We start from the raw sequence: 25,494 nt of genomic DNA, 5'->3' as shown, positions 1-25,494 counted from the left end.
CTATGGAAAACCCAGGTAAATTTAGGATAAGATTGTATCCGGGCACTTTAATCTCCTTTTGATCGCTAAATCAAGGACTTAGTTTATACTAATTTGATTAAAGTGCCCCCTTCATTGGGGTAGAGCCTTTTTCTGACCATAACTCGTGCTTGAGTAAGTCATGAAACTGTTGTGCGTCCTGCTTTATTTCAGTCCCAGTACTTTTACGTACTCTTTTTCCTTTGTGGTAGATATCGACCCACCACACTCCATCTCTTTTGTAGAGTGCCATATTGTTGTGCTCCTGTTGACACCCTGCGAAGCATCGCGGTGAGAGTACTTGTTTCTCATGTACTTGACAAGATCTTGCTCTATAAACATCCAGCTTCTTCCTATTTTTACAAATACATCTTCGGTTTTTAACCGACTATGAATTCTCCATCGGAGCATCACTCCGACGTTTAATCCGACGGCGACGCTCGCTGATCATCACCGGATACTGCCCGATATGATCAACTTTCGAGTTAATAGAACAACATCAGAGTTATTGTAAAAATAGCACATGTGTACAGGGTCTTCGCCCTTAAATAGTTATTGCAGATCGAATCTTTTAATAACTTAAGGTTTTCTTAACGTTAATGATGGATTGACAGAGGATAAAGAACGATCCAAGGTATCGATAGCATTTATGAACGATTTATTCGTGTAAAATGTTAAAGTCAATTGATTTTTATTTGATTTTAAACTAGTAACAGAGGCGTTGTCTTTTGTATCCCAAAAAGAAAAATATTCAGAACTTTTTGATTTTCCTTTCAAATAACGCATAATGTTTTTAAAAGCCTCATCGGATAAATCATTCTTTGCAATGATTAGTCTTATTGACGGTGACTTATCGGCATAATAGATACTTCCTGTTTGCTTATCTCGCTTTGTCGGCCTTCCTAGCTCTAAGGAGATACCCAAACCCGTCATTTTTTGGATATTCTCAATTTTACTTAAGGTATCTTTGTTTAAATTCCAATCACCAGGATAGATGAAAAAGTCTCTTTTACTTTCTGTCATTTGATAAGGCGATATCGCCGTAGTTATTATTGTATCAGCAATAAACTCAACCGATTGCATGGTATTGGAGGCTACACTTTCTTTGTGCTTTACCGCTATATAATCTCTATTGGTAACATTTTCATTATAAAAAGAGCTGCCAACCATCAAAATGGGGGCTTGTAATCTATCGGCTAATTCAAAATGAGCTGCTCCTGTAATGAGAAGGTAGTTTTCATTATCATTTAAGCCCGCTTTAAGATGTTCGATACATTCAAACATATAATCATTTCGTTGCGCATTAGTTTTCTTATCACGCTCAGGATCATCGACAAAAAACATCACCATATCAGTTAGTGAAATACAATCAAGTAGCCTGCCTAACATGTAGGTTTGCAACTCTTTTTCAGAATCCTCATCGGTTTGGACTTCTGGACTTAGACAAAAGTTTTTCACGGCTTCTAACACAGGGGAATTTTTTGAAACAGGAACTTTATCTTTAACACCTTTTCCATCTGTGAATTCAAAATAAATATGTTTTACTGAAGTCAAAGATGGAAGGATGCTAATTAAATTTTCCCAAAAAGCCAAATCATTATGATTATGCAAAAGACACAAACCATTGTTTTTTTCAAGAAGCGATATGAATTCTTTTATAATGAGTTCTTTTCTTTCTTTAGATCCTAGAAACATTTAATCACCGATAGGTTAATTGAATTTTTTATCTAAACACAGGTTATGAGTTTTTGAGCAAAATAAATTATAGATAGTCATTCATATTATAGATTATTATATAAATAACTATTAGGGCTGAAACATTGCCTTATTGGCGCAGTTATAAGGGTTCACCTATTAACTAAATTACAGTAGAGAGAGAAAGAAAACCTAAGGATTTTGAATAATTTCATCATTCATAATAATTATTAGCGTGTCATTCGCTCCACCCACGACCCTATCTTGTAAAGATTTAAGCCAATCTTCAAACTTGGATTGTATGTATTGCGTTTAAGCTAAATAAACAAAGATACTCAAACTCGCTCGCTTGATGTTGCTAAAAATCTGGCTTCAGAATGAAATTATCATACTGTAGGATTAAAGTAATTCTGCAAATTCGGAGTTGAAAACCTCCTTTCGTTTGAATTCGATTCGATCTATCTTGTTAAGTGGTAAATTTAAAGCGGGTTGCTGTAGATTCTTCAGTGTCTCCTTATACCAAATAAATTGAGAAGCTTTTACCGAAGGAAAGCCGGAACGCATGATTAAGGTATTCTCTGCCGGGATCTTCATAATTGCTTCAGGTCGCATTAATGGCACGGCTTGATAATTTTTTCCATGACTATTGCTAATGCCTTGTGCCTGTAGAGAAGTGGATTCATTCGCTACCCGTTGCGTTTTAGTGCCTAACATTTTGCTGATGAACTCGGCATCGCCTAAATCGTCAGTGGTAAACGCCACTTTTGTTTTGATATTGGTAAAGGCTTTGGCTTCATCTTGAGAGTATTTTTCATAGGTTTGGGCAATGTATTGAAACATCAGAATACAGCGCACCCGGTATTCGCGAAGCAGCTTCAACGAGCGCCTTAATCGCTCAATACGGCCTAAGGAGGAAAATTCATCAATTAGACACAATAAGGGATACGGTTCTTTTTTAGGATCAGGGATTTCTCGAATCATGGCTGAAATTAATTGCTGCCAGAATAAGGTGAGTAAAGGCGCTAATCGTTCCATGTCGTCATCGGTAAAGCCGACATAAATAGTCATTTTCTTACGCCGTAACTCTTTGAAATCAAAATCGCTGGCACTGGTCGATATCGATACTTACTGAGGATTTGAACCCTAAGTGAATCAAGTCGCTATCCAGATGCAGCACCTTCACTTGAATTTGACCCTTGTCAATCAGAATCAATTCGCCTTCTCGTCTTCCCAAAATCAGCATGGTGTTCTCCCTTAGTTGCTGTGTAACATTTGTTTGATTAGTTTTAAGTACCTGCGCCCGACCTCGAGTGAAGCCGGAGTAGCTCGCTCATTCGGTGCTCTGTTCTTTAATGCCTCCTGTTCTTTTTCCCGAATGAGCAAGGTTCGGCACAGGTCATAAAATTGCGGTAAGGTTGGCGGAAGTTGCTTGCGTTTCAGGCAATGGTCGGTTGCCTCACGAATAATTGCCGGTGTAAATTCTTTCAAGCTGATTTGCCACTCGTTTTTCATAAACACGATAAACCCCTCTTCCTTCATGTGTGCACGCCATACCGCGCCGTAATAAGACGCAAATTTCAAAAATAAATCGTTAATGTGTTACGCTGGAGGCTCTTGGAAAGGCGATGACGTTGGAGGGCTCTTCGGCTTTGGCTTCCTGTCGAGGTCTACAGGTTGCCCAAAGCGGGTCGTAGCCGCTGGTTGCTGAAGTAGGCTTTTGATGTGTTGCATGGTGCTCGTCCTTTTGGTGTTGAGTCGGTAATTCATCGTTCCAGCATTGCAGGGATATCCAGTTACTGGCGTTTTTCCAGTTGGGCATCCAGCGTTTGAGAGCTATTTGTTGGTCGTAGTAAGCGATTTGCTGATGCAAGGCATTCATCATGCGCTGAAAGAGTTCGGCAGATGGATTTAATTCCAAGAAAGCCTGCTGTGCTTGAGGCATTGAGCGCTTGACTGGATACACCGACCAAAATTGCTCGAATTGTTTATATAAAAAAAATAAATAATTATTATTACTATTATGAGGTATGGCGGGTTCCGCCTTTTTGTCTATGGTGGCTTGCTGAGTAATTGCATCAAAAGCCCTTGCCCCGTCTGGGCTATTGGAGATATCCACAATGGCGGAATGGTGTGGCGCCTTGATGGCGGGTTTATTTTGGGCAGAAAAACGCTCAGTCGCTAATAAGCACTTTAAAATAAGCGCGTGCTCAGTACTGTGATTTTCGATTAAACCAGCCTTTTCCAATCCTTTAATGGCTCGGCGGATCTGATCTTTGCTTGGACTTCCGCTTTGTATTCCGGGGTGCGGTTCAACATAAAGCGCTTCAGCTATCGATTGATGACTGATCTTGCGTTTAATGCCTACTATGGCATTTTGTCTATCCATATAAGGGCGAATGCCTTGCAGGTAAATCAAGCGTTGTAAAAAGGGTAAACCGTTCAATGCAGTCAATTCCTTGTGATTAATTGTGAAATAATCCATTGGTAATGCATTCCTTAACTTTTTTATTCTTAATTTTTGTAAAACGTGATAATGTAGGTTATTAATTTATAAAGTTATCACTTTAAGTGATAATATGAAAAATATATCACACATTGTGATTAAATCAACTATTATTCATGGATTTTCTGTGGAGAGAAATTGAATGAATATCAAAGAACAAATTGGTCAGCGCATACAGCAAGCCAGAAAAGCCAAAAATTTAACACAAGCCAAATTAGCGGAGCTGGCAGGGAATTTTTCTCAGTCTCGTTTGAATAATTGGGAAAAGGGAATAAGGACACCTGGCTTAGAAGAGGTGAAATGTTTGGCCAAAGTACTAGGCATCTCACCTTCATATTTAATGTGTTTATCTGAACAATCTAGTTCTGCAAACTCAAATTCTCAGAACAATAAGTCTACTCTTTTGGTACCATTACTTGACTATGAACAAGCTACAGATCATGAGCGGTGGATTTCTAGTGCTAAAACCGATGGACCGGATGCACTAACGCCACACATTCCATTAAATGAAGAGCAAATGAAAAATCTAAGCTGTAATACTTTTGCTCTCAGAGTTAGTGATAAGAGTATGGCTCCTTTGTTATTAGTGAATGACATTGTCATTATTGATCCAGATCATGGCTATACCCCAGGAGCTATTATTGCAGCTCATTTTGCTGGTGAAAATAAAATACTCATTCGCGAATTAAAACAGTTAAATACTCAAGCTCACAAACATGAATTTGAGCTTATAGTAAAAAATGATGCTTGGGCAAATACAAAAATTAATATCAATGGGGGTGATAGAATCATTGGTATTGCAATCAGCTACTTTAGAAATCTACTATGAATAAATGCTGTAATTAGATGTGAACTATTTTAAGTAGCAAAAACAGAAGTGAATACGATGAACTGGAATATGATAAGATCTATAAATGGATCCCAGCAAGAAGGCTTTGAAGAATTAGTTTGTCAATTAGCTTACAAAGAAAAAGTCAATGATGGACATTTTATAAGATTAGGAAAGCCTGATGCAGGTGTAGAGTGTTACTGGGTATTAAACAATGGAGATGAATGGGGTTGGCAAGCTAAGTTCTTTCTTTCCAGCTTAAGTACTACCCAATGGAGTCAAATAGATAAGTCAATTAAAAGAGCATTGGAAACAAGACCAAATTTAAAGAAATACATAGTTGCTATTCCTATTGATCCACCAGACGCGAGAATTAAAGGCAAAATCTCAATGCTAGATAAGTGGATTAATAAAAAAAAAGAATGGACTGCACTTGCTAGACGAAAAGGAATGGAGGTTGAATTTGAAGCTTGGTGGTCAAGTGATTTAATTGAGAAGATATCTCCGCATGAAGGATTGGTGTATTACTGGTTCAATATAGAAGAATTTACTTCAAAGTGGTGTCTCGATGTCACTAAGCAAGCAATTTTAGATTTAGGAACACGATACACACCTGAAAACAACATAATACTTGAGATTAAAGATTTATTTTCAGGTTTGTATAGAGACGAATTTTTTTTAAATCAAACAAAAGGTATTTTTGATAGGGTATTTACCGCACTTAATGACTTATCAACTAAAAAGTATTTAGGTGAACAAAAAGAGCGAATTCAAGAATTATCTGAGAGACTATATAATACTTATGTTTCTACCGAGTTCACAGGCACAAAATCCATTCAATGGCATCTACTTTATTCAATTTTAAATCAACTTAATGAAACTATAAGTAACCTTGCAAAAAGTATTATAAATGACAAGCGGGTATATCACGAACTGACCAAGCTAGTTCAATACTTATCCGATTTAATAGACTATACTCAATCCCCCTTAGCAACACTAAGTAATGAGCCATTCCTTCTTATAAATGGTGATGCTGGTGCAGGTAAATCACATTTACTTGCAGATGTGATATTGGAAAGGAATGCTAGATCTCCAAATAATTTTCTTCTTTTAGGACAACACTTTGTTACAGACGATAATCCTTGGCATCAAATTTTAAAAAAACTTAATATAACATGTAAAGTTGATGAATTCTTAGGTTCATTGAATGCAAAGGGTGAAGCTCAACAAGAGCGGTTAATCGTATACATCGATGCAATAAACGAAGGAAGAGGTGTTAATTTTTGGCCGGGCAATGTTAATAGTTTTGTGGCTTTGATACAAAAATATGAATGGCTCGGGCTAGTACTATCAATACGAACTACATATATGGATGCAATTTTTCCTAATGGAATTAGTAAGTTGCCATTTACTTTATATACTCACATAGGATTCGCTAACTGTGTAGACACAGCAGCTCAGCAATTTTTTCACTACTATGGATTAGTCGCGCCAAATATCCCATTATTGCATCCTGAATTTCAGAATCCTTTATTATTAAAACTATTATGTGAAGCTATTAGTAAATCAGAGGGGTGCTCTTCACTTATAGGTTTTAAGGGCATGTCAACTATTGTATACACATACTTGGATTCTGTTAATTTAGCTATATCTAGCAAATTAAATATACCTAAAGAAATAAAAATCGTAAAAAAATCTTTACAAAAGATTATTGAAGAAATGGCAGAAAAAGGGGTTTCAGAATTAGTTTTTTTAGACGCATTTGTATTGTTAAATAAATTAATGCAGAACGAATTGCATTATCCAGTAAAAGATCTATTAACTCAATTAATATCCGAAGGAGTTCTGATAAAGAATATTTATAATGGCAAGCTTAATGAAGAAAGAATATCATTTTCTTTTGAAAGGGTGAAAGACTTTATTTTAGGAGACTATCTTTTAGAAAAATCAATAAAAGATGATGGATTTCATCCGTGTGAAATGCTATTAGCATGTTTCAAGGACAAGATTAGTTGTATAAGAAATCAAGGGTTATTAGAAATTCTGGCTATTCTTATGCCGGAAAAATTTGATAAAGAAATATACGAATTATTAGAGGATTTTTCTCATACATCAGTTGTGCAAGAGTCGTTTATACAAAGCCTAAAATGGCGGGAACTACCCTGCTTATCCACAAAGAATAGTGATTACATAAATAATATTTGGCGTAGTAAGCATAGTATTAATTTTTTCTTGAAAACAATTATATCACTTTGTGCTCAGCCAACAAATTGTCTCAATTCTCTTTATCTACATGAAATCATGATAAAGCAATCCCTAGCTATTAGAGATAGTTGGTGGACAATCTTTCTATGTAATGAGTTTTACGAGGGCTCAAGCATTTGGCTTCTAGTTCAATGGGGTTTGAATGTTAATGATGAAAACAATTTTCTTCAGGAATCAATCAAACTTGCTTCAATTTGTTTGGCGTGGTTTTTATCCTCAACAAATAATTTCCTAAGAGATAAAGCCACTAAGGCATTAATAAACTTACTAAAAGACCGAATTTCAACACTTATTGAGATTTTAAAACTATTTGAGAAAGTAAACGACCCTTATATATATGAACGACTATTTGCAGTTGCTTTGGGTTGTAGTATGTATGCTAAAGAAAAGTACAAACTGATTAATTTAAGCAATTATATTTATGGCATTATATTTGATGTTGAAAATGAAATATATCCACATATTTTGCTTAGAGATTATGCCCGTTCAATCATAGAATATACATTGCAAATTGGTTTTGATTTATCAATAGATGTTAACAAAATTAGACCTCCTTATAAAAGTCGTATGCCTGAATACTTCCCCGCAACTGAAGAAATAGACAAGAAGTATAAGCTAGCCTCTTCTGAAGATTATTATCGTGCACAAAATCAGATTATATCATCAATGGCAACTGAATATGGGCGAGGAATCGCACAATACGGGGATTTTGGTCGATATACTTTCCAACCAGCCATAAGCGCTTGGAACGTCAATATTGATAATATGAGTAATTTAGCAGTGGATTTAATTTTTACTAAATATGGATATGATGCGAAGTTACATGGACACTTCGATCAAAACATTGATTCAGGAAGTGTTAGACATTCAGGCTTAGAGCGAATTGGAAAAAAATATCAATGGATGGTTTTCCATGAGTTATTGGCGAGAATTTCAGATAACTGTCAGATGAAAGCACATTGGAATGGTACAGTAAAACAATATGAGGGACCTTGGGAACCTTTTGTCAGAGATATTGATCCTTCCATTATAAAAATAGGTACTTGTGCTACTTCTGATACAGAGAGGGCGGGGGCAATCAATTATTCAGATTGGGGTTTGACTGATGATGCTTGGATAGAAATGGAAGAGGATATACCTGATTTTCATTCGCTTATTAATTATTCTGACCAAAACCGTAAGAGTTGGATGGTTCTGGAGAGAATGGATACCTGGATGGAGCCAAAAATTTTAGGCGAGAAGGAGTTTGTAAAAAGGAAGCAATTATATCTACAAATCAGAAGTTATTTAATACCCAGAAGTTGTAGAGAAGATTTTTATTCTTGGGGTTGTAAGAAAAACTTTTTTGGCAGATGGATGCCGGAAGGTGACCAGCTATACAGTGTATTTTATAATGAATACTATTGGTCTCCAGCATACAAATATCATAAGGAAATCCAAGGGCAAGCAGACGTAGATATAACAGATCCTGACACAAAAGAATTTATCTGTTTAGGGATACCCACCGTAGAAACTTACATTCTTGAAAGTGGTAGGGACAGGTCTATAAATGAAACCATAACTTGTTTAAGACCTTGTTTGGAGCTTGCAGAGGGTGTTGAATTAAAAAGAGGGGATACTTTAGGTTATCAGTATGAAATGAATGGAAACTTAATTGTTTTTGACCCTTCTATTATTCATAATTGCGATCCGATTTTGCTAATGAGCAAAGAAAAATTATTGGAATACTTAGATAAAAATGATTTAAGCATTGTTTGGACAGTTATTGGTGAGAAGCTTATTTTGGATAATTATAAGCGGTTAGTTATCTCCGAAACAGGATATTTAGATGATCAAGGCGCATTGGTGAGCTGTAGAACGTTCTTTAAAAGATAGTTCTTTGCTATAACTTTTCCCCAAAACAAAAGGATGGCACAATTATTGACTCTATTTTGGCATATAGACTATAATTATACTAACACAGCCGCTATGCCTCTGATTATGAGTAATCATGCACACTTTAGCGGCTTTTGCTTATTTAGGATCATAAATTGCTTTTTGATAAGCCCGCGCTCTCAATCGATCAACTAGTAACTAAGTTAACAGAAAGAGGGCTTATAGTTGCTAACGTAGAGAGAGCTAAACGATATCTATTAAATATCGGTTATTATCGCTTATCAGCTTACATGCTCCCATTTCGAAGAAATAATCAAAATCATCTATTTGTGGAAAATGTTAATTTTGATAATGTTTTGAATCTATACATATTTGATAGAAAGTTAAGGCTTCTTTTACTTGATGCTATTGAACGTTTAGAAATCTCTCTCAGAGCGCAGCTAATTGATAATACAGTAATGTTGATAGGCCCTCACGGTTACCTTGATAAGAATAATTTTCATCAAAATTATAACCATCAATGGTTGCTCTCGAAAATTGAAAGTGAGATGGAGGCTTCTAGGGAGGTCTTTATTGAGCATTACAAAAGAAAATATACCACGCCTCAATTACCGCCATTCTGGATGGTTATGCAACTATTAACATTTAAGGAAATGACTTTTCTTCTTAGAGGGATTAAAGATTCAAATATAGCGAATAATATTGCTGCATATTTAGATGTGAAAAATGACATTCTTTTCTCTTGGAGCCGGAGTATATCGGATTTACGGAATTTATGCGCTCATCATAACCGTATTTGGAATAGGGTCTTTGGATCAAAGCCAAAATTACCCAAGAAGGCTCCCTCTAAATGGCCAAGTGATATTTTAAATTCATTTGAATTTTCTTTATACAATGAAAACCTGACAACGATCGATCCCCAAAGTAGCTTATGCTATCAAATAGTTATTATTTGGCATTGGATGAAAAAAATAAATCCAACTAGCAATTGGATGCAGCGGTTCTTGAGCATTATTGATGAGCATAAAATTGACGCAGGTTTCTTGGGATTTCACCGTGATGCTTTAAGTGACGAGTTTTGGCTTAAGCCTGAAATTAAACAGTGACGAAAACATGCCGTAGTTTTCACCGTTCCATACTGTTTTAGACAGTTTTAGGCAGTTCTAAACGATATTGATGCATCGTAAGTTGTTGATTATTAATTGTTATAAAAACTGAGCATAAGGCTTCGAACCAAGGTGTCGGGGGTTCGAGTCCCTCCGAGCGCGCCATTTAAAATCAAGCACTTAGCTCTAGTTTGTGACCAAAAAACCAAGTTACTGTGACCAAAACCTACATAATAACTTTAAAAATGTAATTAGTTTACATTTGTTAATATACTTACACCTATAGTTTAATTGTACATTAAAATATAAACCAAATAATACTAATTAAGCCAATGTTCCATCGTTTTTTGTAGCAAGCTGACAGAATCCATGAGTTTTTGTTTGGGCATTTTGCGAATATTTAAAAGCTTCCATTGTACTGTTGGGAGATATTGAATCTGATCGCTACATGCAAAAGACCACTCAGGCTCGCCCCTTTTAAAAGAGACTAAAAAATCATAATCCTGCTGAGTAAAATTATCTTTAAGACCCTGAATCATTTCTCCTGGTATTGCTGTTAGCTCTTCCAGGGTAACTGGTTCAGCAGTCATTCCTTTAAATTCACGTTCAAAAACTTGAGTTATATCTTTCCATCGTGGATTCAATATTTCTGAAATAGGCCTTTTGTGACTTAAAAGATAAGTAAGAAACCCATTAAAAAGCTCTCGGTCAATCTTTTGATTTTCTAACAAAACCTTAACATCAAAAAGATCTCTAGGATGCTGGCGATCTAAAGCAGCACATAATTTACCACCATAGAGATCAGGCAAAGAAACCACTTTCATTGACGCAAAACCAAACTCATTTTCCACCGAAGCAACAACATCAAGCTCAACGGGCGGCAAAAGAGTTCCACGCGCAACAGGTGAAACTTCTATCTTGATTTGGGTCCCTCTATTTAAAGAAGAATGATCTTCAACAATAATTCGCATTTCATCTGGTTTGTTATCTTGCAAAACTGCATTCAAATCTGGAATTTTATTAATATTTGCCGCAATAGCCGCTAATGCATTACGCACATTGGCTAAAGCAATCTCACGTGGCTCTAGAGGTAAATACGCTAGATCTATATCCACAGATAACCTCGGGAAATCTCGCACAAATAAATTAATAGCAGTACCTCCCTTTAAAGCAAAACAAGCTTCCTTTTCGACGAGAGGAATTAAACGAATGAGCAACAAAACCTGCTTATAATATGGTGACTGTTTATTCATATTTTAATCGCTACTTATAAATTGTTCTGGAACAGTGATTTGATATTGTTTTTCTAATTTTCCATCAGAGACTATTTGACGCTTACCTGCACCAAGATTAATTAAAGACTCATTTACCCGTCCGGCCCATGGATGCTTATAGAAATGACCAAAAAATAAAAAAAGTCGGTTCGTTTGAATAGATCCACTTCTTTTTAAAATATGTTCTACTTTTCTTGGACTTAAGTTTACTAATCCTTGAAAAAGTTCTGCTGCATGCTCAAATGACAAAGTAGAAGGTACAGCCTCCAGGACCTCGAATGCAGCTAACTCTTGATTGCTTGCTTTTAACTTAATTCCATCTACTTCTACAGTAGTTAAGTCATTATCATCTTGAGTATCTAACTTGGATGTTTTAATGATTTCCCAATTTGGTATTAGTTTATCCGAAACAACTAATTCTGGAAAATTCTTAAACCACTTTGGCAAAATCGTTTTTGCTTGAACGTTTATCCAAATGGAATTTGCTGCAAACTGTAGGTAATGCGATTTGCCCTGCTGCGCCAAACTTGTTAAACCTGCAAGATGGATCATGTACCGACTCTGATTCTGAAGACAATAAACTGCATTTTGCCATCCAGGTTTACGCCCTGCACGATAATAAACACCTGCTCCCAATTTTACCAACCATTGGCTTTGACAGTATTTTCTTGCTAACTGTGGGGTAATTCCATGGCTTGATAACCAAGATTGGAGCAAGATTTCACCTGAGGCAATATTATTCAGAAGCCAGTTTATTTTTGATGACATAAATATACTTATAGTTTAACTATATTAATAATATTAAACTACTCAAGAGGATTTTTGTCAATTTTGATCTACCCTAATAGTTATAAACGTATTACTTGACCACAGGCCTTCCAAAGAGTTTATCAAGTCTTGTCCATAGAAACGGTTATACTAGAATTTCCAATTTGGAAATCGGAAATCTGCGTTGTTCAAGTTGGGTATTAAGAAAATCCTTTTACACTAATCAAAGCCTGAATTATCCTAATAACCAGGCTTTGATATCAGGTACTTACTGCTAATTAAAATCATTTAGCGTTTCAGAATCCATCGGAAATATTGCTTTAGGTAAAGAAGGATTGCCAGCAACAGGTCGTTTAAAAAACAAATTGCCTCCCTGTTCTTGCGCATATGATGTTCTATTATATTTTGCCCGAGCTTCCTTAGAGGCTGCAAAGGAGGCGGTTTCCCATTCATAAGGGGAAAGGGGCTGGCCTGTTTTTCCAACCTGTTCCATACGTTTGGAATTTTCAAACAAATTGAATAAATCCTGGAATGAAGGCTCATTATCATTTTCTTCGCATTTATCCAGGACCAGATTAAGTTGCTTTGGGGAGATAAGCTCTCGGCTCGTTACGGGATATTTTGAACGGTAGCTTTTTCCCTGGTTTATCATTTCTAATTCAAAGATCCAGAAATGAAGTATATAGCTGGTGCGTTTATCTATTTTAATTTTGTTAGTTTCAATGAAATTCAAAAATAATTGGGCTACGGAAGAGCGGCCAACGGGCCCCTTTAGGTTCCATAAACCAATATCAAATTCGGCGTGTTCCCTGATATTAGGCGGGTTGGAACGACAACTTTCAGTATAGCCAAATATCGGTGTCTCTTTATCAAGAATGTTGTATAACTGCCTTACAAGATTTGTATCTCCTTTTATGTGAATTTCTTTTTCGTAATTATCAGTGAATTGTATTTCAAACATATTTAATCCCTCCCTACGAGAAAATTGACAAAGAAGCTCTCTGTAAACTTGTTTTCTACCCCCCAAATTGCTCTGTGGATACCACAGCAAAGTTTCTTATACAGGCAATCCATTTACGTTCGGCTGACATAACGTAAGAATGCATTATACAGTATTGCTCAACAATTGGTCAAATTGATCAATTTATCATGATATTGCTTATAATTTCTGGGACTGCCGCAGCTAAAAAAGTAGCAGAAGAAACGCTTGAAGAGGTTCGGAGTGCTATTGGATTACGGTATTTTGATATTTGATACTCTTTACCTGGCTTCAATTTTTGAAGCGATTAATTTGAAGGATTGAGAGGCTTAAAAATTCTGGATCTATTAAAGCTCCTTTCAATCCAAAAACTATGCGCCGGCGGCATGCATCGTAAAATTTAAGAGCACTGATAGAATCCATGTTCATAGTTATTGTCTTTGTGAGTTCCACCTCTTTTAAAAAAATTCAGTGATCAATTGATCTTCGAGACAGTGTACAAGATCATCGGAAATAATGATGGGTATAGCGGAGGGACTCATCTGCGGATAATGGCTAAGATATATTTAATGTGGTTTATATTTTTGCATAAGGTATTTTTTTATGGTAGTGTGACAATTGATGTCAATTCAAATCCACAGGAGATTACCATGCGTTCACTCTCTGAAATAAATAAGCTCATTCAATTAAATCTTGGTTTGTCTACTCAATGTCGGGGGTATCTTTTTAAGCGCTAAACCCAAAAATTTAAATCTCTCCATTCATTCTAAAGCAACTGGCGAATCCATCTTATCCACCACTCGTAAAATGGGAAAAAACTTCCTGGATTACCACAGACGTACATCCCTTTCTCAACCCTTGACTAATATTGATCACGTTATCACTTATCACAATGGCCTTTTGGAATTATGGGGTAAACGAAATGATCATAGTTTGCATATTCAGGACTCTGCTGAGACTGAAGCACTAAAACCAACCTATAATATCTTGAAATCACTGTCCCATAATTCAGTGATATTAGACTGTGTTCTTCGATCGATATGTACTCATCATATCAGGACAGGTCAAGATGAGCTTGACTTATTGAATTTAGTTGAATTACTGACTGAGCTCAGCTCCGGGGATCCCTACTACATTAAACCTCATCAGGCAGCAATTGAGCAATTGATATTGGTTGCCAATAAGGCCCGATTGTCTCCATGTCTGCATGAGATAGCTTGCTTACAGACCCGATATGCAAAGGAAATCAGTCCTGTAAATGAAGGGTATCTAAAGCAGGCAGCGGAACTTCAATTGACTGGAATGCATCAAATTATTTCTCGCTGGAATTTGTCTTTTAATAAAACACAGGTACTCATTGCAGTCGCTGAGGGACCTAAAGAGGATTTGATAGAAGGGCAGTATTTTGATGCGCTATATAAAGAAAAAGGGAAGGATAAACCCTGCCTTGATTATGTAGTAATGCTGCCTAAACAATTAGGCACAATTACTGGTGCCTGTTTAATTGATAATTTAAGAGAACGATTGCTTAATCAAAGCATTGCAAATAATATGCTGGGTTGTCCCAAAAAAATGGCTAGAGATGTCTTGGGACCCTATGCACCAGCAATTCTGGAAAGACTACTACCCTCGTACAGTCAATCCACTAAAATAATTAAGCCTGATCGATATTCATTCTTCCACCAGGCAGTGGAAAGGACTGATAGCCTGCAAAATGCATCCTGTCCTAAAATGCGAGGATGATATTTTCCTTTTGCCGAAACCGCCAGGAAAACGCTGGTTTTCAAGGTGGTTTCTCTTTAATTTGAACATGCCCAATATTACCTGGAAAGATTCACCAGTAAATCGATGAATTGGTCATGATCGTTAATACAGGGGATTACTTTCAACTGCTGCCCAGTTAGTTGATGCCATTGCCTTTGCGCTTGTATTCCGATTTCCTCCAGGGTTTCCAGACAATCTGCAACAAACGAAGGACAAACAATAGCTAGATCAGTAATGCCATCACTGGCAAGCCTGGTTAGCATTTCATCGGTGTAAGGTCTAATCCAGGGCGTTTTACCAAGACGGGATTGAAAGCTTTGCGTATACTGGGATTCGTTAAGCCCCAGTTTTTCTGTAATCAATCGGGTTGTTTCATAGCATTGAGCGCGATAACAGAAATGATTCTCTTTATTAACAGGCTTGCAGACGGGGTTACAGATTTCCGTGCAACCGCCCTTAATCAGCTGGCGCTCAGGCAGACCGTGATAGCTAAATAGATAATAGCTTGCCGGGGTTTTCCGGATTTGATCCGCGTAGGCTTCAATAAATTCATTGTACTGATAAAAATCCCTGATAACGGTCAGCTCCGGTATAATCTGCCAGGACATGATGTGATCGAGGGCGGCTTCAATCGCACTGCCTGTTGCCGCAGAAGAGTATTCAGGAAATAATGGGATAATTGTTATTTCCCGCAAGTCTTTTAAAGGATCTAATGCTGTTTTAAGACTAGGGCTCCCATAACGCATACCTAAGGAAACAACATAGTCTTCGCCCAGTTTTTGCTGTAATTTCTGGGCGATCCTCTCACTAATGCGCAACAAGGGAGATCCATCCTCTCCCCATATGGATTGATAGGCGTGCGCTGATTTTTTGGGCCGAAAAGGGAGGATGAAGCACTCCACTAAAATGGTTCTTAAAACGACAGGCAGGTCAATAACGCGTTTATCGTGAAGAAATTCTCGCAAATAACGCCTGACATCGGAGATGCTATCGGATGCGGGAGTGCCTAAATTTGTCAGTAATACCCCTTTCTTCATGGGCCATCCTATCTTAGCTTGTTGAAAAAAACTAAATTATGTACGGAAATTTGGTTAAAAATCCAGATGAATGCGAATCAAATGAGAGATTGTAGAATTATAACTCGCCAGGTTTTGGATAAGTTCGATTTTAATTCAATTCAAATCGTCTCAACGTCATCCTGAACGCAGTGAAGGATCTCCTGAATCTGGCTCAGTTCCAAGCAGTTGAGATCCTTCGCTACCCTCAGGATGACGTACCTCGGTGTTACGTAGAATTAATTAAACTTAAGCAATTGATTTTTAAATACTAGCTGAGAATATTTTATGTAAAACAACAAAGTCAACCATAGCTCTCTCAAAAAGACGTTTATGGTCTAGTATTAACATAAAGATTAATTCCAATTCAGAAAGAGCTGTTAAGGAACAATAGGGAATAAGGAGATACATTATGATGGCAGCTGATAGTCTCGTAAATCGCTTACACATTAATCCAAAGCATGAGTTAGCATCGAATACGCCGTTTATGCTCAGGATGTTATTTAAAAAAGAAGATGATTTACCAGAGAAAACCGATATAGTTAATTTGTTTATTCAGTACATTCCACTTTATAAAGCCATGGAAACCCGATTGGAAGAGCTGACTAAACAGGGCACAGTCAATTATCTGGATATTTTTTGTAAGGAGCCCTGGCTTAATCGGTCCTGTTTGGTTGAGCAAGATATTTCCGAAATGATTAACTATGTCTCTGATGAGGAGCAGCACAATTTATTGCCTATAAATTACACATTTCCAGCAACCAAGGCTATGGCCAGGGCTGTAGAGCAGGCCGACCCCATGCATTTACTCACTTATCTGGCAGTTAGAAGTTTAGCCGATTGTTATGGTGGGCAGGCACTGGGCCGTTTAAACCAGAAAGCATTTGGCGAGGAGTATCCTCTTAGCGCCAGGTTTTATAAAAGCGCATCAAGACAGGCTAGAAGTCTCGGGGAAGAAGTGAATAACCTCAGTCTATCTAAAGAAGAAGAGCAAAAGCTATTGCAAATTAGCGATGATTTTTTTCAAATGCACATCGATTTATTCGAAGAAATGGAAGCCAAAAGACATCATTGATGAGTGAAAGAGTCAGGCAGGAGAGTACGTTCCTAATTTTTGAAAAGCCTGGCAATGATATTCCTGGCATTCGCATTTTGTTTGGAGCTATGGCAGGCCTTATGCATAAACAATCTGAGATAGAGTTTCAAAAGTCTTCTGCACTGATTCCAGGTGGTGTTAATTCTCCTGTCAGGGCATTTAAAGGAGTGGGCGGGCATCCTGTTTTTTTTAAGGACGCAAAAGGGGCTTATCTAACCGATGTCGATGATCAGCGTTACATCGATTACATTGGCTCATGGGGACCAATGATCCTGGGCCATGGTAACGAACAAGTTATTGATGCAGTCATACAGGCAGCCCAAAAAGCTTTCAGTTTTGGGGCGCCTTCGATCAGTGAGACTGAACTGGCACAGCAGATAATCGAGATGATGCCTTCGATTGAAAAAATTCGCATGCTAAACTCAGGCACAGAAGCCGCCATGACGGCTGTTCGGCTCGCTCGTGGCTATACCAGTAAAGACAAAATTATTAAATTTAATGGTTGTTACCATGGTCATAGTGATGGACTATTAGCCAAGGCTGGCTCAGGGATGCTGACCTTGGGTATTCCATCTACACCAGGCATACCCAAAAGTGTAACAGAACATACCCTGGTGGCAGAATATAACAGTATAGAAGAGGTTGAAGCTTACTTTGGGCAGTATAAAGATGATATTGCAGCAGTCATCATCGAGCCCATCGCTGGAAATATGGGATTTGTCCGGGCAGATAAAGAATTCCTGCTGCAATTAAGAGAGCTTTGTAATAAAAATCAGGCTTTGTTAATTTTTGATGAAGTCATGAGCGGCTTTCGAGTGGCTCGGGGAGGTGCCCAGTCGCTTTATGCTATTGAACCAGATTTGACGACGCTCGGAAAAGTGATTGGTGGAGGAATGCCCGTAGGTGCCCTGGGCGGCAGGAAAGAGATTATGGATTATCTGGCTCCGCTCGGTCCAGTCTATCAGGCGGGAACACTATCGGGGTCACCGGTCGCTATGGCGGCAGGATTGGCTACCCTGATGCAGCTTGATGAGCAGGTATACCAGTCACTCGCTGAACGCACAAAGGCACTGGTAAATGGCTTGATTGAGCGGGCTCAAGCCAGAAACATTCCTCTGATTGCTGACTATGAGGGAGGAATGTTTGGGGTCTTCTTTACCGAAGAACCTGAAGTCCGTAATTTCAAGCAGGTACAGAAAAGCAATGAATCACGATTTAAAACATTTTATCATGGTATGTTGGAATCAGGCGTTTATCTTGCACCTTCTATGTATGAAGCAGGATTTGTATCCTGTTGTCACGGGGAAGAAGAGATTGTCAAAACCCTGAATGCGGCAGATGAAGTGTTTAAGACTTTATAAATTTTGAATCATGGGTATTTTATCAAGAAGAGGGATTAAAGATGTTATTTTTGTGGCTCAAAGCTTTTCATATCATTGCCATGGTCGCCTGGTTTGCTGGATTATTCTACTTGCCCAGGTTGTTTATCTATCACAATGAGGCCCGCGATAAAGTGAGTATCGAGCGCTTCAAGGTGATGGAATACCGGCTGTTTTATGCAATCACTTATCCTGCTGCAATTGTGACCACTATTCTGGGCATTGGTTTAATTTCAATGAACTGGCAATACTATTCAAGCGCCGTCTGGATGTGGCTCAAACTGTTTTTGGTTATCCTTTTGTGGGGATATCATATTCATTGCGGAATTTATTTAAAACGGTTCCGTGACGATAAAAATAAACAATCTACCCGTTTTTTCAGAATTTTTAATGAAATACCGACTCTATTTTTAATTTTGATCGTTATTCTGGTTGTCACCCGGCCGTTCTAGAAAATCAATTCTATACTTAAGTAAAGCAAGTGGATGAAATAATGCCATCTTTATCTACGAGGTATTTATGAGCAGCGGATTTTCGAGAAACCAGAAAATGGATAATACTGACTCTCATAAGGGCCGCAAAAAAACGGCTCTGACCAGGTCTCATGGAAAAAGAGGTAAGCACACCCCGGAAAATAAAGAATCCTGGATTATTGAATTCATGGCAAACACCATTTTTAATGGCTAAGTTCTGATTTTGGTCTGCGGGTTTGCTAATATAATTACCTTTTACCGCAGATACTTATGGATCATAGAATAAAAAAAATTGCTCTTTTTTCCCTCCCGGTCAGTGCCAATAATCTTGTTAATATTCTGGGAAACATTATCGGGGTTATTTTAGTAGCCAAATTGGGAATAAAAGAAATAGCGGCAGTCAATATTTCAACATCGCTGTATATTGTTCTACTAACTATCACCAGTACCTGTACTTATGCAACCTCTATACTTATCGGCATGGAAGTAGCAAAAGCCGAGAGTGGCCAGGATTCATCTCATGCCAGAGTCTTTCAGTCATCGATTGTCGCTATTATTCTATTTAGCCTGCCGATTGCGGTCATTATGTGGTTTGGCAGCAACCTGTTGGAACTGGCTGGCCAGCCAGGGAAACTGACCCAACTGACTGTACCGTATTTTCATTATGCCGCACTTGCCATTTTTTCCATTAATCTCGGAATGGTGAACTCACAGTTTTGTATTGGCCTTAAAAAACCAAAAGTAAGTTTTTATTTCTCTTTGCTTCGACTGCTGCTGGTTAGTATTTTATCCTATGGATTAATTTTAGGGCATATGGGGCTTCCCAAACTGGGAATTGCTGGCATTCCTGCTGCCGCTTTTTATGCGCAAAGCATCGTTTGTTTGTCAATGTATGCTTATTTCATGGTGAGCCCCGATTTTAAGCGGTTAAAGTTATTTAAACACTTTAACCAATTAAACCTGGATTCTCTCATCCCTTTTTACAAACTGGGTGTTCCCATTGGCGTTCAATTTGGTGGAGAACTAGCGGCAATATTCGTCAATACGATGATGATAGGCTATTTGGGCACAGATGCTCTGGCTGCTTCCCAGGTATCAATTCAGTTCGGACTCTTACTGATTATGATTTTCCTGGGGCTCTCACAAACTCTTTCAGTATTCACCAGTATTAATTATCAGGAAAATCAGGTTCAAACTATCAAAAACGATTGTCTCGCTGCTGTTAAATTGCATTCCATGCTTTTTGTTGGGTTGGGCGTGTTATTTGCCATTGCTTATAAGCCTCTTATTTCATTATATTTCGATGTTAATTTAGTGAAAAATTATTATTTGCTACATTTAACACTCACCATTACCGCTATACGCTGGTTTATTCTCTACTTTGATGGTTTACGCAGTCTTTTTTCCGGGGTATTAAGGGGCTTGGGGCAATCGGCTTATCCGATGAAAATTGGTCTCTCTTGTTTATGGTTTATTTCAAACCTCTGTTCCTATCTGACTGGCTTTGTCTTGAACGGTGGAGTTATTGGGCTCTGCATTGGATTTAGTAGTGGTTTTATTGTAGCGTCTCTGCTGTTATGGCTTCGCTTGAATTCTCTCCTTAAAACGGAACGCGAAAATATAAATGCTGAATATGCAAAACAATCCTGATTCATTTGAGGGAACATTATTGCCCTTACTGTATCGTGTTCCTAATAATCCTGTCGTGCTTGTCAATGAGTGAATGCACTTCCTGAAGCATGGTCGAATCATGGTTTTTGCAAGACTCTTTTAACAGTAATGTGCCCATGTGGAGTAATACACCAGAGAGATCTTTTATAACTATCGATAACTTTTTATCATCGCTGTCTTTTGGTAAAAAGGTTTGAATATGTTCAATATATTCTTTTAAATGGGCTCTTTCCATTTGAATTACTTTTTGCATGAAGTTTGTATCTAATTCTTTACAGAGTTGAAAGATCGATGTTTCAATGAACAGATCAAGCTCTATTTCTATTGCTTTACTCAAAAGGTTACATTTTTGTTCTGAAAGGGCAGCCAGGTCATCAATATCATAATAGGTAATATTTTCATATTTTCTAACCGTTGAACACACTGCGGGAGGCAAGGATGAGTCAGAAATGAAAATATTTTTATCTTTGTCAAACATATCTAAATGGGAAGAATTAATAATTGTCTCGCTCACATTAGTCGCTGTAAAACAGGCATCAACATGAGGAAAATTTTCGACAATTTCATCGATGATACCAATATGATGGGCTGCGTCCCGCAAAAAGCCGCAAACCCTGCCGGGGTTTCTGGAGACAATATAGAGTTTTTTGGGCTCGTGCTTTAGAATTTTCTTCACGATTTCTGTACTCAATTTGCCAGAACCGAAGGTGACAAAGATTTTTTGTCTTGGATCCGGGAAATGTTTTTCAAACGCTTTTTCAAAGCAATTTGCCAGGGAATTTACAGGTAGTGCCAAACTGTTGTGGATTTTCTTCGAAGCCTTATACACGTTCTGGTAGATAAAATTCAGTGTTTTACCCGCTAGTTGGTGGGTGGTGGCAATTTCCAGAGATTTCTTAACTTGACCGACAATATTCGTTTCACCAAATATTTTAGAATCCAAACCAGATATCACCCTGTAAATATGCTTTAACGCTTCCATGCTTTGCATCACTTTAAAACTTGCCCTAACCTCATCGTGACTAGTGCGGCATTTAAAAGCTATCCACGCTATCACTGCATCAAGATCGCTTCCTAAAAATATTATTTCAAGGCGATTACAGGTAGAAATAATCAAGCCTTCCTTCACAATTTCAGCACATTTTAACTCTTTAACTCGTGACTCCAAATCCTGAAATACAACACCATATCGACTTCTGACTTCAACATTCATAAATCGATGTGACATGCTCAAACAATAAATACCTTTCATACTGGTCCTTAGCTTGAATCCCGCTTAGTATCTATCTTTAACTATTCTTTCATATCTAAAATTAGTCGCCTTTTGTGAAATATAGAAGAGATTGCTTGCTTAGGCAAAAAAAAGACAGTCTGTTTATTTTTGTTTTCATCATGTTAATGATAATCGTTCTCATTTCAATTTTCTTTGCAGGAGGAATTATCAGCCTTATGGATATCGTTAAAATAACAAACTATACTCAAAACCATGCCTGTTCCGGTTACCCCTAAGGCAATTACATCAACTCGATACGGCAATCTCATGAAACAATCATTACAGGGCTTACGCATTTTAAATACCCGACCCCGAAAGCAGGCGCAAACCCTAAGCAAAGAGATTGAAGCAGCAGGCGGTATTGCTGTTGAATGCCCCACCCTGGAAATTGAACCTTGTGAAACGGGTTGGCTCAGCTCATTACCTGCTTTGGAGCAAGTACAGCATGCTATTTTTGTCAGCCCAAATGCCGCCCATATCAGTATGCAGCACCTGAGGGTAAAACAACTGCACTGGCCATCTGATATTAATGTAATAGCCGTTGGCCATGGCACAGCCAAAACTTTAAAAGAATTCAATATACAGGTAAACGCGGTTCCAACTGTTCCGGACAGTGAGCATTTACTGGCGATTAAGTCATTACAAGCCTTGAAAGATCAGACCGTACTATTGTTTAAGGGCGAGGAAGGCAGGACCCTGATTGAAGAAAGCCTCGTGCAAAAAGGGGCGAATTTATTCAGTGTGCCCGTATATCGACGAGTGATGCCACAAATAGATGAGCAATTTATGAAGGCTTTATGGCATGATGATTTAGTTGACATCATATTGCTGACAAGCGAGCAGTCCATGCATAATCTATTCAAAATGCTTGGTATGGATGCACACCCCTGGCTACAACAAAAGCCTTGCCTGGTGATAAGTCAGCGGATCGCAGAAAAAGCAGCTTCCTTAGGCATAAAGAAAATCATCCTCAGCCATCCTGAAAGAATGCTGGAGACTTTGTACACTTATGCGGAATGAGCCCTGGTATATCCATTGATGAGTACTGCGGACAATCCGCAGCACTATGCAATGGACAAGCCTCAGTATGTAAGCTATAAAAAATTATGGACTTTTTGGAGTCATACATGCGTATTGACGAGCTACTGCTTGCATCCAGACAGGCATCAATCCCGATTCAATTCCCTTATGAAACGGTTGAAAAAAAATTCAGAGAGCATGGGGTAGTGCTGACGAAAGCTGATTATGAAAATTTCACCAGTTTATTGGCAATTACTTATCAGGCAGTCTTGACGGAAACTCTGCGTTGCAACAAGCAGTGACAGAATTAAAAACCCGCGCTGAAGAGGCGATTAGTCAGCGGAAAGAATGCATCAATAGATAGTCCCTATTACGTGTAACAGGTGATTGCTAATCCTGCTCATGATTTGCTTCCAATTTTAATCGAAAAATCTCACCATTCAGTTCGATCGTATCTCCTGCAAGCATTTTTTTTCTTTTCTGTTTTTCTATCATGCCGTTAACCAATACATTGCCAGCAGCTATCAGGTCTTTAGCTTCTGATCCACTAGCGGCGATACCTTCAAACTTAAGAATTTTAAAGAGTTCAACGGGCTCTTTATTAATGAGAACATACTTCATATTATTTTTACTCCAATAATGACGAGTTATCGCAATTTTTGCTTTTTAAGAAATCGCGATAAAGAGTTTCAACTGCAGTTCTTGCCCATGGTGTTTTGCGCAGGAATTTAAGGCTTGAATTGATGCTGGGGTTGGAATGAAAACAATTAATTTTGATTTTTGCGGCCAGGCCTTCCCAGCCATAACAAATTAACAACCTATTCAAGATCGCTTCCAGAGTAATGCCATGCAGGGGATCATTAGACGTTCTGTCCATCAACTATACCTTTTTTGTTGCATATTGGGTGAGTTTAGCCCCTTACTTATACTGCTTTTCTCTGTCTAAAGCCATACGTTCTTTGTTGATTAGCGTAACACTAGCTAAAGCTGATCACCTATTATTTTGATTTAAAATGAGGGATCGGGGCGTTTTTCAATTTAAAAAATGGGCCTGAAAACAGCTGCGTTTTCCGCCTCTCTAATTTTATTAGTCTATCTTTAATAATACAAGAATATTATTTCTGAGAAATTATGATCAAAGTTGTATTCTTTTTTGCCGGTACAGGAGACAACGGCGCACATGATTTTAAAATCTCAGGAACCGATGAATGCGTTTAAAGATGACGTCATTAGAATTTATATTCAAGGATGTCAGCATCCAAACGTAGGCAACAGTGAAAACCAATCCTGACCTGGAAATTATTGCCAGCAAAATTAACAATTCGTTTGCCCAGGGAGCGAATCTGGATCTAAATAAACTTAAGCAAGAACTTGGAACCGCCATTCATAAAATTGTGCCCCCGGCTGCGGAGTCATTATCAACAGCCTCAATCACTAATATTGGGCTAGAGGGTCAAAAGAAATAATAACCTTTTCTTGATTGAAATAAAATAGTACAATTTGCTCTTTTTTATATAAAGAGCATTAGTATGAAACTACTTATTTCAAATAAAGACTTTACAACGGCAAAACGAATAATTGAACAGACCACGGCTGAAGATTTCATTCAGGTTTTTTTATCAATGGCTAACAATGGGGAAACATCCGTACGTTTTAAAGATTTTTTTCCTCGTGTATTGCAGATTCTATTTTTCAAGGCAAAATTTTCTCCTGAAGCATTATCTATATCTTCTGGTGCAGCTTATTGTGAAATTAAAATAGCAAATGAGGTGTTTTCTCCTTTAGGTGATTCAAAAGGTTGCAGGGGTGTTCGTAGCCAATTAAGTACTTTGGTTCGACAGCTATTTTGCAGGATAACAAAGGAGTACGATAAGTTCGTACAACATATCAAAGCGGAAAATCGAAGTGTTTTAAATGTTAATTATGTTGAATCGATAGCGAAATCAAAAAATATATCTGCTTTAAACAATTTACCTGAACATGGTGATATAAATACTATATTTGCAACTGATCGTGCCTTGTCATTATCAGAATATATGCAAAAATATAGGCTCAGCGAGCAGGATGTAAGTTCAAGGAACCATCTTAAGGAAAAAGTAAATGATTTTGAGAAGCCATCTTCTGTAAAAAGAACCATTGGTGAAGTTGAGGCGGCTGAAGTTTTAGATACCCGATTTAATCAGAATAAAAAAACTAAATCCAATCCATCACCTTTTCAAACGCGCTTGTCATTCTTCGGCGCTAATTCACTGGCTGAAAGTACGGTGTCTATAGCTAACGATGAAGGCGTGTCAAGAACCTTTGGAAATATGACTCTTAAGGTAGCATCGGTCATTTTACCCCCGCCAGATGTGAAGATGTATAGTGTTACATTTTAAAGATGAATGAATCTCTGCTGTATCTTATTAAAGCATACTACCCGCCTCACGGAGTTTTGTCATTCCGCGAAGG

At 37.8% G+C, this 25,494-nt stretch carries 25 protein-coding genes and 1 pseudogene; 13 read left to right on the top strand and 13 right to left on the bottom strand.

Annotated elements, in window-relative coordinates; translation table 11 throughout:
- Window positions 1–127: 127 nt before the first annotated feature.
- The 6 genes and pseudogenes from B1207_RS16080 to B1207_RS06905 form a co-directional block, all read right to left on the bottom strand.
- Window positions 128–271: pseudogene (locus tag B1207_RS16080) on the bottom strand (site-specific integrase); the annotation flags it as partial.
- A gap of 326 nt (window positions 272–597) precedes the next feature.
- A complete protein-coding gene (locus B1207_RS06925) occupies window positions 598–1,713 on the bottom strand; it encodes a hypothetical protein (protein ID WP_112219267.1) in 1,116 nt (371 codons plus the stop codon).
- A 399-nt stretch (window positions 1,714–2,112) separates the two neighbouring features.
- Window positions 2,113–2,832, bottom strand: a complete 720-nt coding sequence (locus B1207_RS06920) for a type IV secretory system conjugative DNA transfer family protein (RefSeq protein ID WP_367379934.1) — start codon at window positions 2,830–2,832, stop codon at window positions 2,113–2,115.
- Window positions 2,807–2,956, bottom strand: coding sequence for a carbon storage regulator (locus B1207_RS06915; protein ID WP_112219265.1), 150 nt, complete (start codon window positions 2,954–2,956; stop codon window positions 2,807–2,809). Before B1207_RS06915 ends, B1207_RS06920 begins: the two co-directional genes overlap by 26 nt.
- A gap of 11 nt (window positions 2,957–2,967) precedes the next feature.
- The gene (locus B1207_RS06910) at window positions 2,968–3,252 is read right to left on the bottom strand and encodes a hypothetical protein (protein ID WP_112219264.1); all 285 of its coding nucleotides are present in this window, start codon (window positions 3,250–3,252) and stop codon (window positions 2,968–2,970) included.
- Window positions 3,253–3,304: 52 nt separating this feature from the next.
- Window positions 3,305–4,195, bottom strand: coding sequence for a hypothetical protein (locus tag B1207_RS06905; protein ID WP_112219263.1), 891 nt, complete (start codon window positions 4,193–4,195; stop codon window positions 3,305–3,307).
- 163 nt (window positions 4,196–4,358) lie between these two features.
- Between B1207_RS06905 and B1207_RS06900 the strand changes: the two genes are divergently transcribed.
- The 3 genes from B1207_RS06900 (at window position 4,359) to B1207_RS06890 (ending at window position 10,291) form a co-directional block, all read left to right on the top strand.
- Window positions 4,359–5,045, top strand: coding sequence for a helix-turn-helix domain-containing protein (locus tag B1207_RS06900; RefSeq protein WP_112219262.1), 687 nt, complete (start codon window positions 4,359–4,361; stop codon window positions 5,043–5,045).
- Between the two features lie 57 nt (window positions 5,046–5,102).
- On the top strand, window positions 5,103–9,185 hold the full coding sequence (locus tag B1207_RS06895; RefSeq protein WP_146740037.1) for a hypothetical protein: 4,083 nt from the start codon (window positions 5,103–5,105) through the stop codon (window positions 9,183–9,185).
- Window positions 9,186–9,340: 155 nt separating this feature from the next.
- Entirely contained in the window at window positions 9,341–10,291 is a 951-nt protein-coding gene (locus tag B1207_RS06890) for an Abi family protein (RefSeq protein ID WP_112219260.1), read from the top strand.
- 320 nt (window positions 10,292–10,611) lie between these two features.
- Here the strand turns inward: B1207_RS06890 and B1207_RS06885 are convergent, their stop codons facing one another.
- The 3 genes from B1207_RS06885 to B1207_RS06875 all read right to left on the bottom strand — a co-directional run bounded on the left by B1207_RS06885 (window position 10,612) and on the right by B1207_RS06875 (window position 13,294).
- On the bottom strand, window positions 10,612–11,544 hold the full coding sequence (locus B1207_RS06885) for a nucleotidyl transferase AbiEii/AbiGii toxin family protein (RefSeq protein ID WP_112219259.1): 933 nt from the start codon (window positions 11,542–11,544) through the stop codon (window positions 10,612–10,614).
- A 3-nt stretch (window positions 11,545–11,547) separates the two neighbouring features.
- Window positions 11,548–12,333 (bottom strand): type IV toxin-antitoxin system AbiEi family antitoxin, encoded by a 786-nt coding sequence (locus B1207_RS06880; protein ID WP_112219258.1) that lies wholly within the window; start codon window positions 12,331–12,333, stop codon window positions 11,548–11,550.
- A gap of 274 nt (window positions 12,334–12,607) precedes the next feature.
- Complete coding sequence (locus B1207_RS06875) at window positions 12,608–13,294, bottom strand: hypothetical protein (RefSeq protein ID WP_112219257.1); 687 nt, start codon at window positions 13,292–13,294, stop codon at window positions 12,608–12,610.
- A 711-nt stretch (window positions 13,295–14,005) separates the two neighbouring features.
- On the opposite strand from B1207_RS06875, the gene B1207_RS06870 reads away from it, so the two are divergent.
- Window positions 14,006–15,055 carry a hypothetical protein gene (locus B1207_RS06870; protein WP_146740036.1) on the top strand — a complete coding sequence of 350 codons (1,050 nt, stop codon included), beginning with the start codon at window positions 14,006–14,008 and terminating at the stop codon, window positions 15,053–15,055.
- Between the two features lie 77 nt (window positions 15,056–15,132).
- Here B1207_RS06870 and hemH read toward each other — a convergent pair whose 3' ends face one another.
- A complete protein-coding gene (hemH, locus tag B1207_RS06865; protein WP_112219255.1) occupies window positions 15,133–16,113 on the bottom strand; it encodes a ferrochelatase in 981 nt (326 codons plus the stop codon).
- Between the two features lie 430 nt (window positions 16,114–16,543).
- Here hemH and B1207_RS06860 point away from each other — a divergent pair, with 430 nt between their 5' ends.
- The 5 genes from B1207_RS06860 to B1207_RS06845 all read left to right on the top strand — a co-directional run bounded on the left by B1207_RS06860 (window position 16,544) and on the right by B1207_RS06845 (window position 20,729).
- The gene (locus B1207_RS06860) at window positions 16,544–17,206 is read left to right on the top strand and encodes a biliverdin-producing heme oxygenase (RefSeq protein WP_112219254.1); all 663 of its coding nucleotides are present in this window, start codon (window positions 16,544–16,546) and stop codon (window positions 17,204–17,206) included.
- 101 nt (window positions 17,207–17,307) lie between these two features.
- Entirely contained in the window at window positions 17,308–18,588 is a 1,281-nt protein-coding gene (gene hemL / locus B1207_RS06855) for a glutamate-1-semialdehyde 2,1-aminomutase (RefSeq protein WP_112219280.1), read from the top strand.
- Between the two features lie 41 nt (window positions 18,589–18,629).
- Entirely contained in the window at window positions 18,630–19,058 is a 429-nt protein-coding gene (hemJ, locus tag B1207_RS06850) for a protoporphyrinogen oxidase HemJ (RefSeq protein ID WP_112219253.1), read from the top strand.
- Window positions 19,059–19,125: 67 nt separating this feature from the next.
- The gene (locus B1207_RS15955; protein ID WP_172458179.1) at window positions 19,126–19,293 is read left to right on the top strand and encodes a hypothetical protein; all 168 of its coding nucleotides are present in this window, start codon (window positions 19,126–19,128) and stop codon (window positions 19,291–19,293) included.
- A 56-nt stretch (window positions 19,294–19,349) separates the two neighbouring features.
- Window positions 19,350–20,729 carry an MATE family efflux transporter gene (locus tag B1207_RS06845; RefSeq protein WP_112219252.1) on the top strand — a complete coding sequence of 460 codons (1,380 nt, stop codon included), beginning with the start codon at window positions 19,350–19,352 and terminating at the stop codon, window positions 20,727–20,729.
- 25 nt (window positions 20,730–20,754) lie between these two features.
- On the opposite strand, the gene B1207_RS06840 is transcribed toward B1207_RS06845, so the two are convergent.
- The gene (locus B1207_RS06840) at window positions 20,755–22,002 is read right to left on the bottom strand and encodes a hypothetical protein (RefSeq protein ID WP_112219251.1); all 1,248 of its coding nucleotides are present in this window, start codon (window positions 22,000–22,002) and stop codon (window positions 20,755–20,757) included.
- Window positions 22,003–22,290: 288 nt separating this feature from the next.
- Here B1207_RS06840 and B1207_RS06835 point away from each other — a divergent pair, with 288 nt between their 5' ends.
- Together B1207_RS06835 and B1207_RS06830 are read left to right on the top strand one after the other, a co-directional pair.
- Window positions 22,291–23,043 carry a uroporphyrinogen-III synthase gene (locus tag B1207_RS06835; protein ID WP_112219250.1) on the top strand — a complete coding sequence of 251 codons (753 nt, stop codon included), beginning with the start codon at window positions 22,291–22,293 and terminating at the stop codon, window positions 23,041–23,043.
- A gap of 107 nt (window positions 23,044–23,150) precedes the next feature.
- Window positions 23,151–23,345 carry a hypothetical protein gene (locus tag B1207_RS06830; protein WP_112219249.1) on the top strand — a complete coding sequence of 65 codons (195 nt, stop codon included), beginning with the start codon at window positions 23,151–23,153 and terminating at the stop codon, window positions 23,343–23,345.
- 88 nt (window positions 23,346–23,433) lie between these two features.
- Here the strand turns inward: B1207_RS06830 and B1207_RS06825 are convergent, their stop codons facing one another.
- Both B1207_RS06825 and B1207_RS06820 read right to left on the bottom strand, forming a co-directional pair.
- Window positions 23,434–23,664, bottom strand: a complete 231-nt coding sequence (locus B1207_RS06825; RefSeq protein WP_112219248.1) for an RNA-binding S4 domain-containing protein — start codon at window positions 23,662–23,664, stop codon at window positions 23,434–23,436.
- A gap of 7 nt (window positions 23,665–23,671) precedes the next feature.
- The gene (locus B1207_RS06820; RefSeq protein WP_112219247.1) at window positions 23,672–23,920 is read right to left on the bottom strand and encodes a VF530 family DNA-binding protein; all 249 of its coding nucleotides are present in this window, start codon (window positions 23,918–23,920) and stop codon (window positions 23,672–23,674) included.
- Window positions 23,921–24,317: 397 nt separating this feature from the next.
- Here B1207_RS06820 and B1207_RS06815 point away from each other — a divergent pair, with 397 nt between their 5' ends.
- Both B1207_RS06815 and B1207_RS06810 read left to right on the top strand, forming a co-directional pair.
- Window positions 24,318–24,509, top strand: a complete 192-nt coding sequence (locus B1207_RS06815; RefSeq protein WP_112219246.1) for a hypothetical protein — start codon at window positions 24,318–24,320, stop codon at window positions 24,507–24,509.
- A 63-nt stretch (window positions 24,510–24,572) separates the two neighbouring features.
- Window positions 24,573–25,421 (top strand): hypothetical protein, encoded by an 849-nt coding sequence (locus tag B1207_RS06810; protein WP_112219245.1) that lies wholly within the window; start codon window positions 24,573–24,575, stop codon window positions 25,419–25,421.
- The last annotated feature ends 73 nt before the right edge of the window (window positions 25,422–25,494 follow it).

This window comes from Legionella quinlivanii, assembly GCF_003265995.1.
Taxonomy (GTDB): Bacteria; Pseudomonadota; Gammaproteobacteria; order Legionellales; family Legionellaceae; genus Legionella_C; species Legionella_C quinlivanii_A.
The sequence above is the reverse complement of the archived record's forward strand: the minus strand, read 5'-3'. Positions and strand labels throughout refer to the sequence as shown.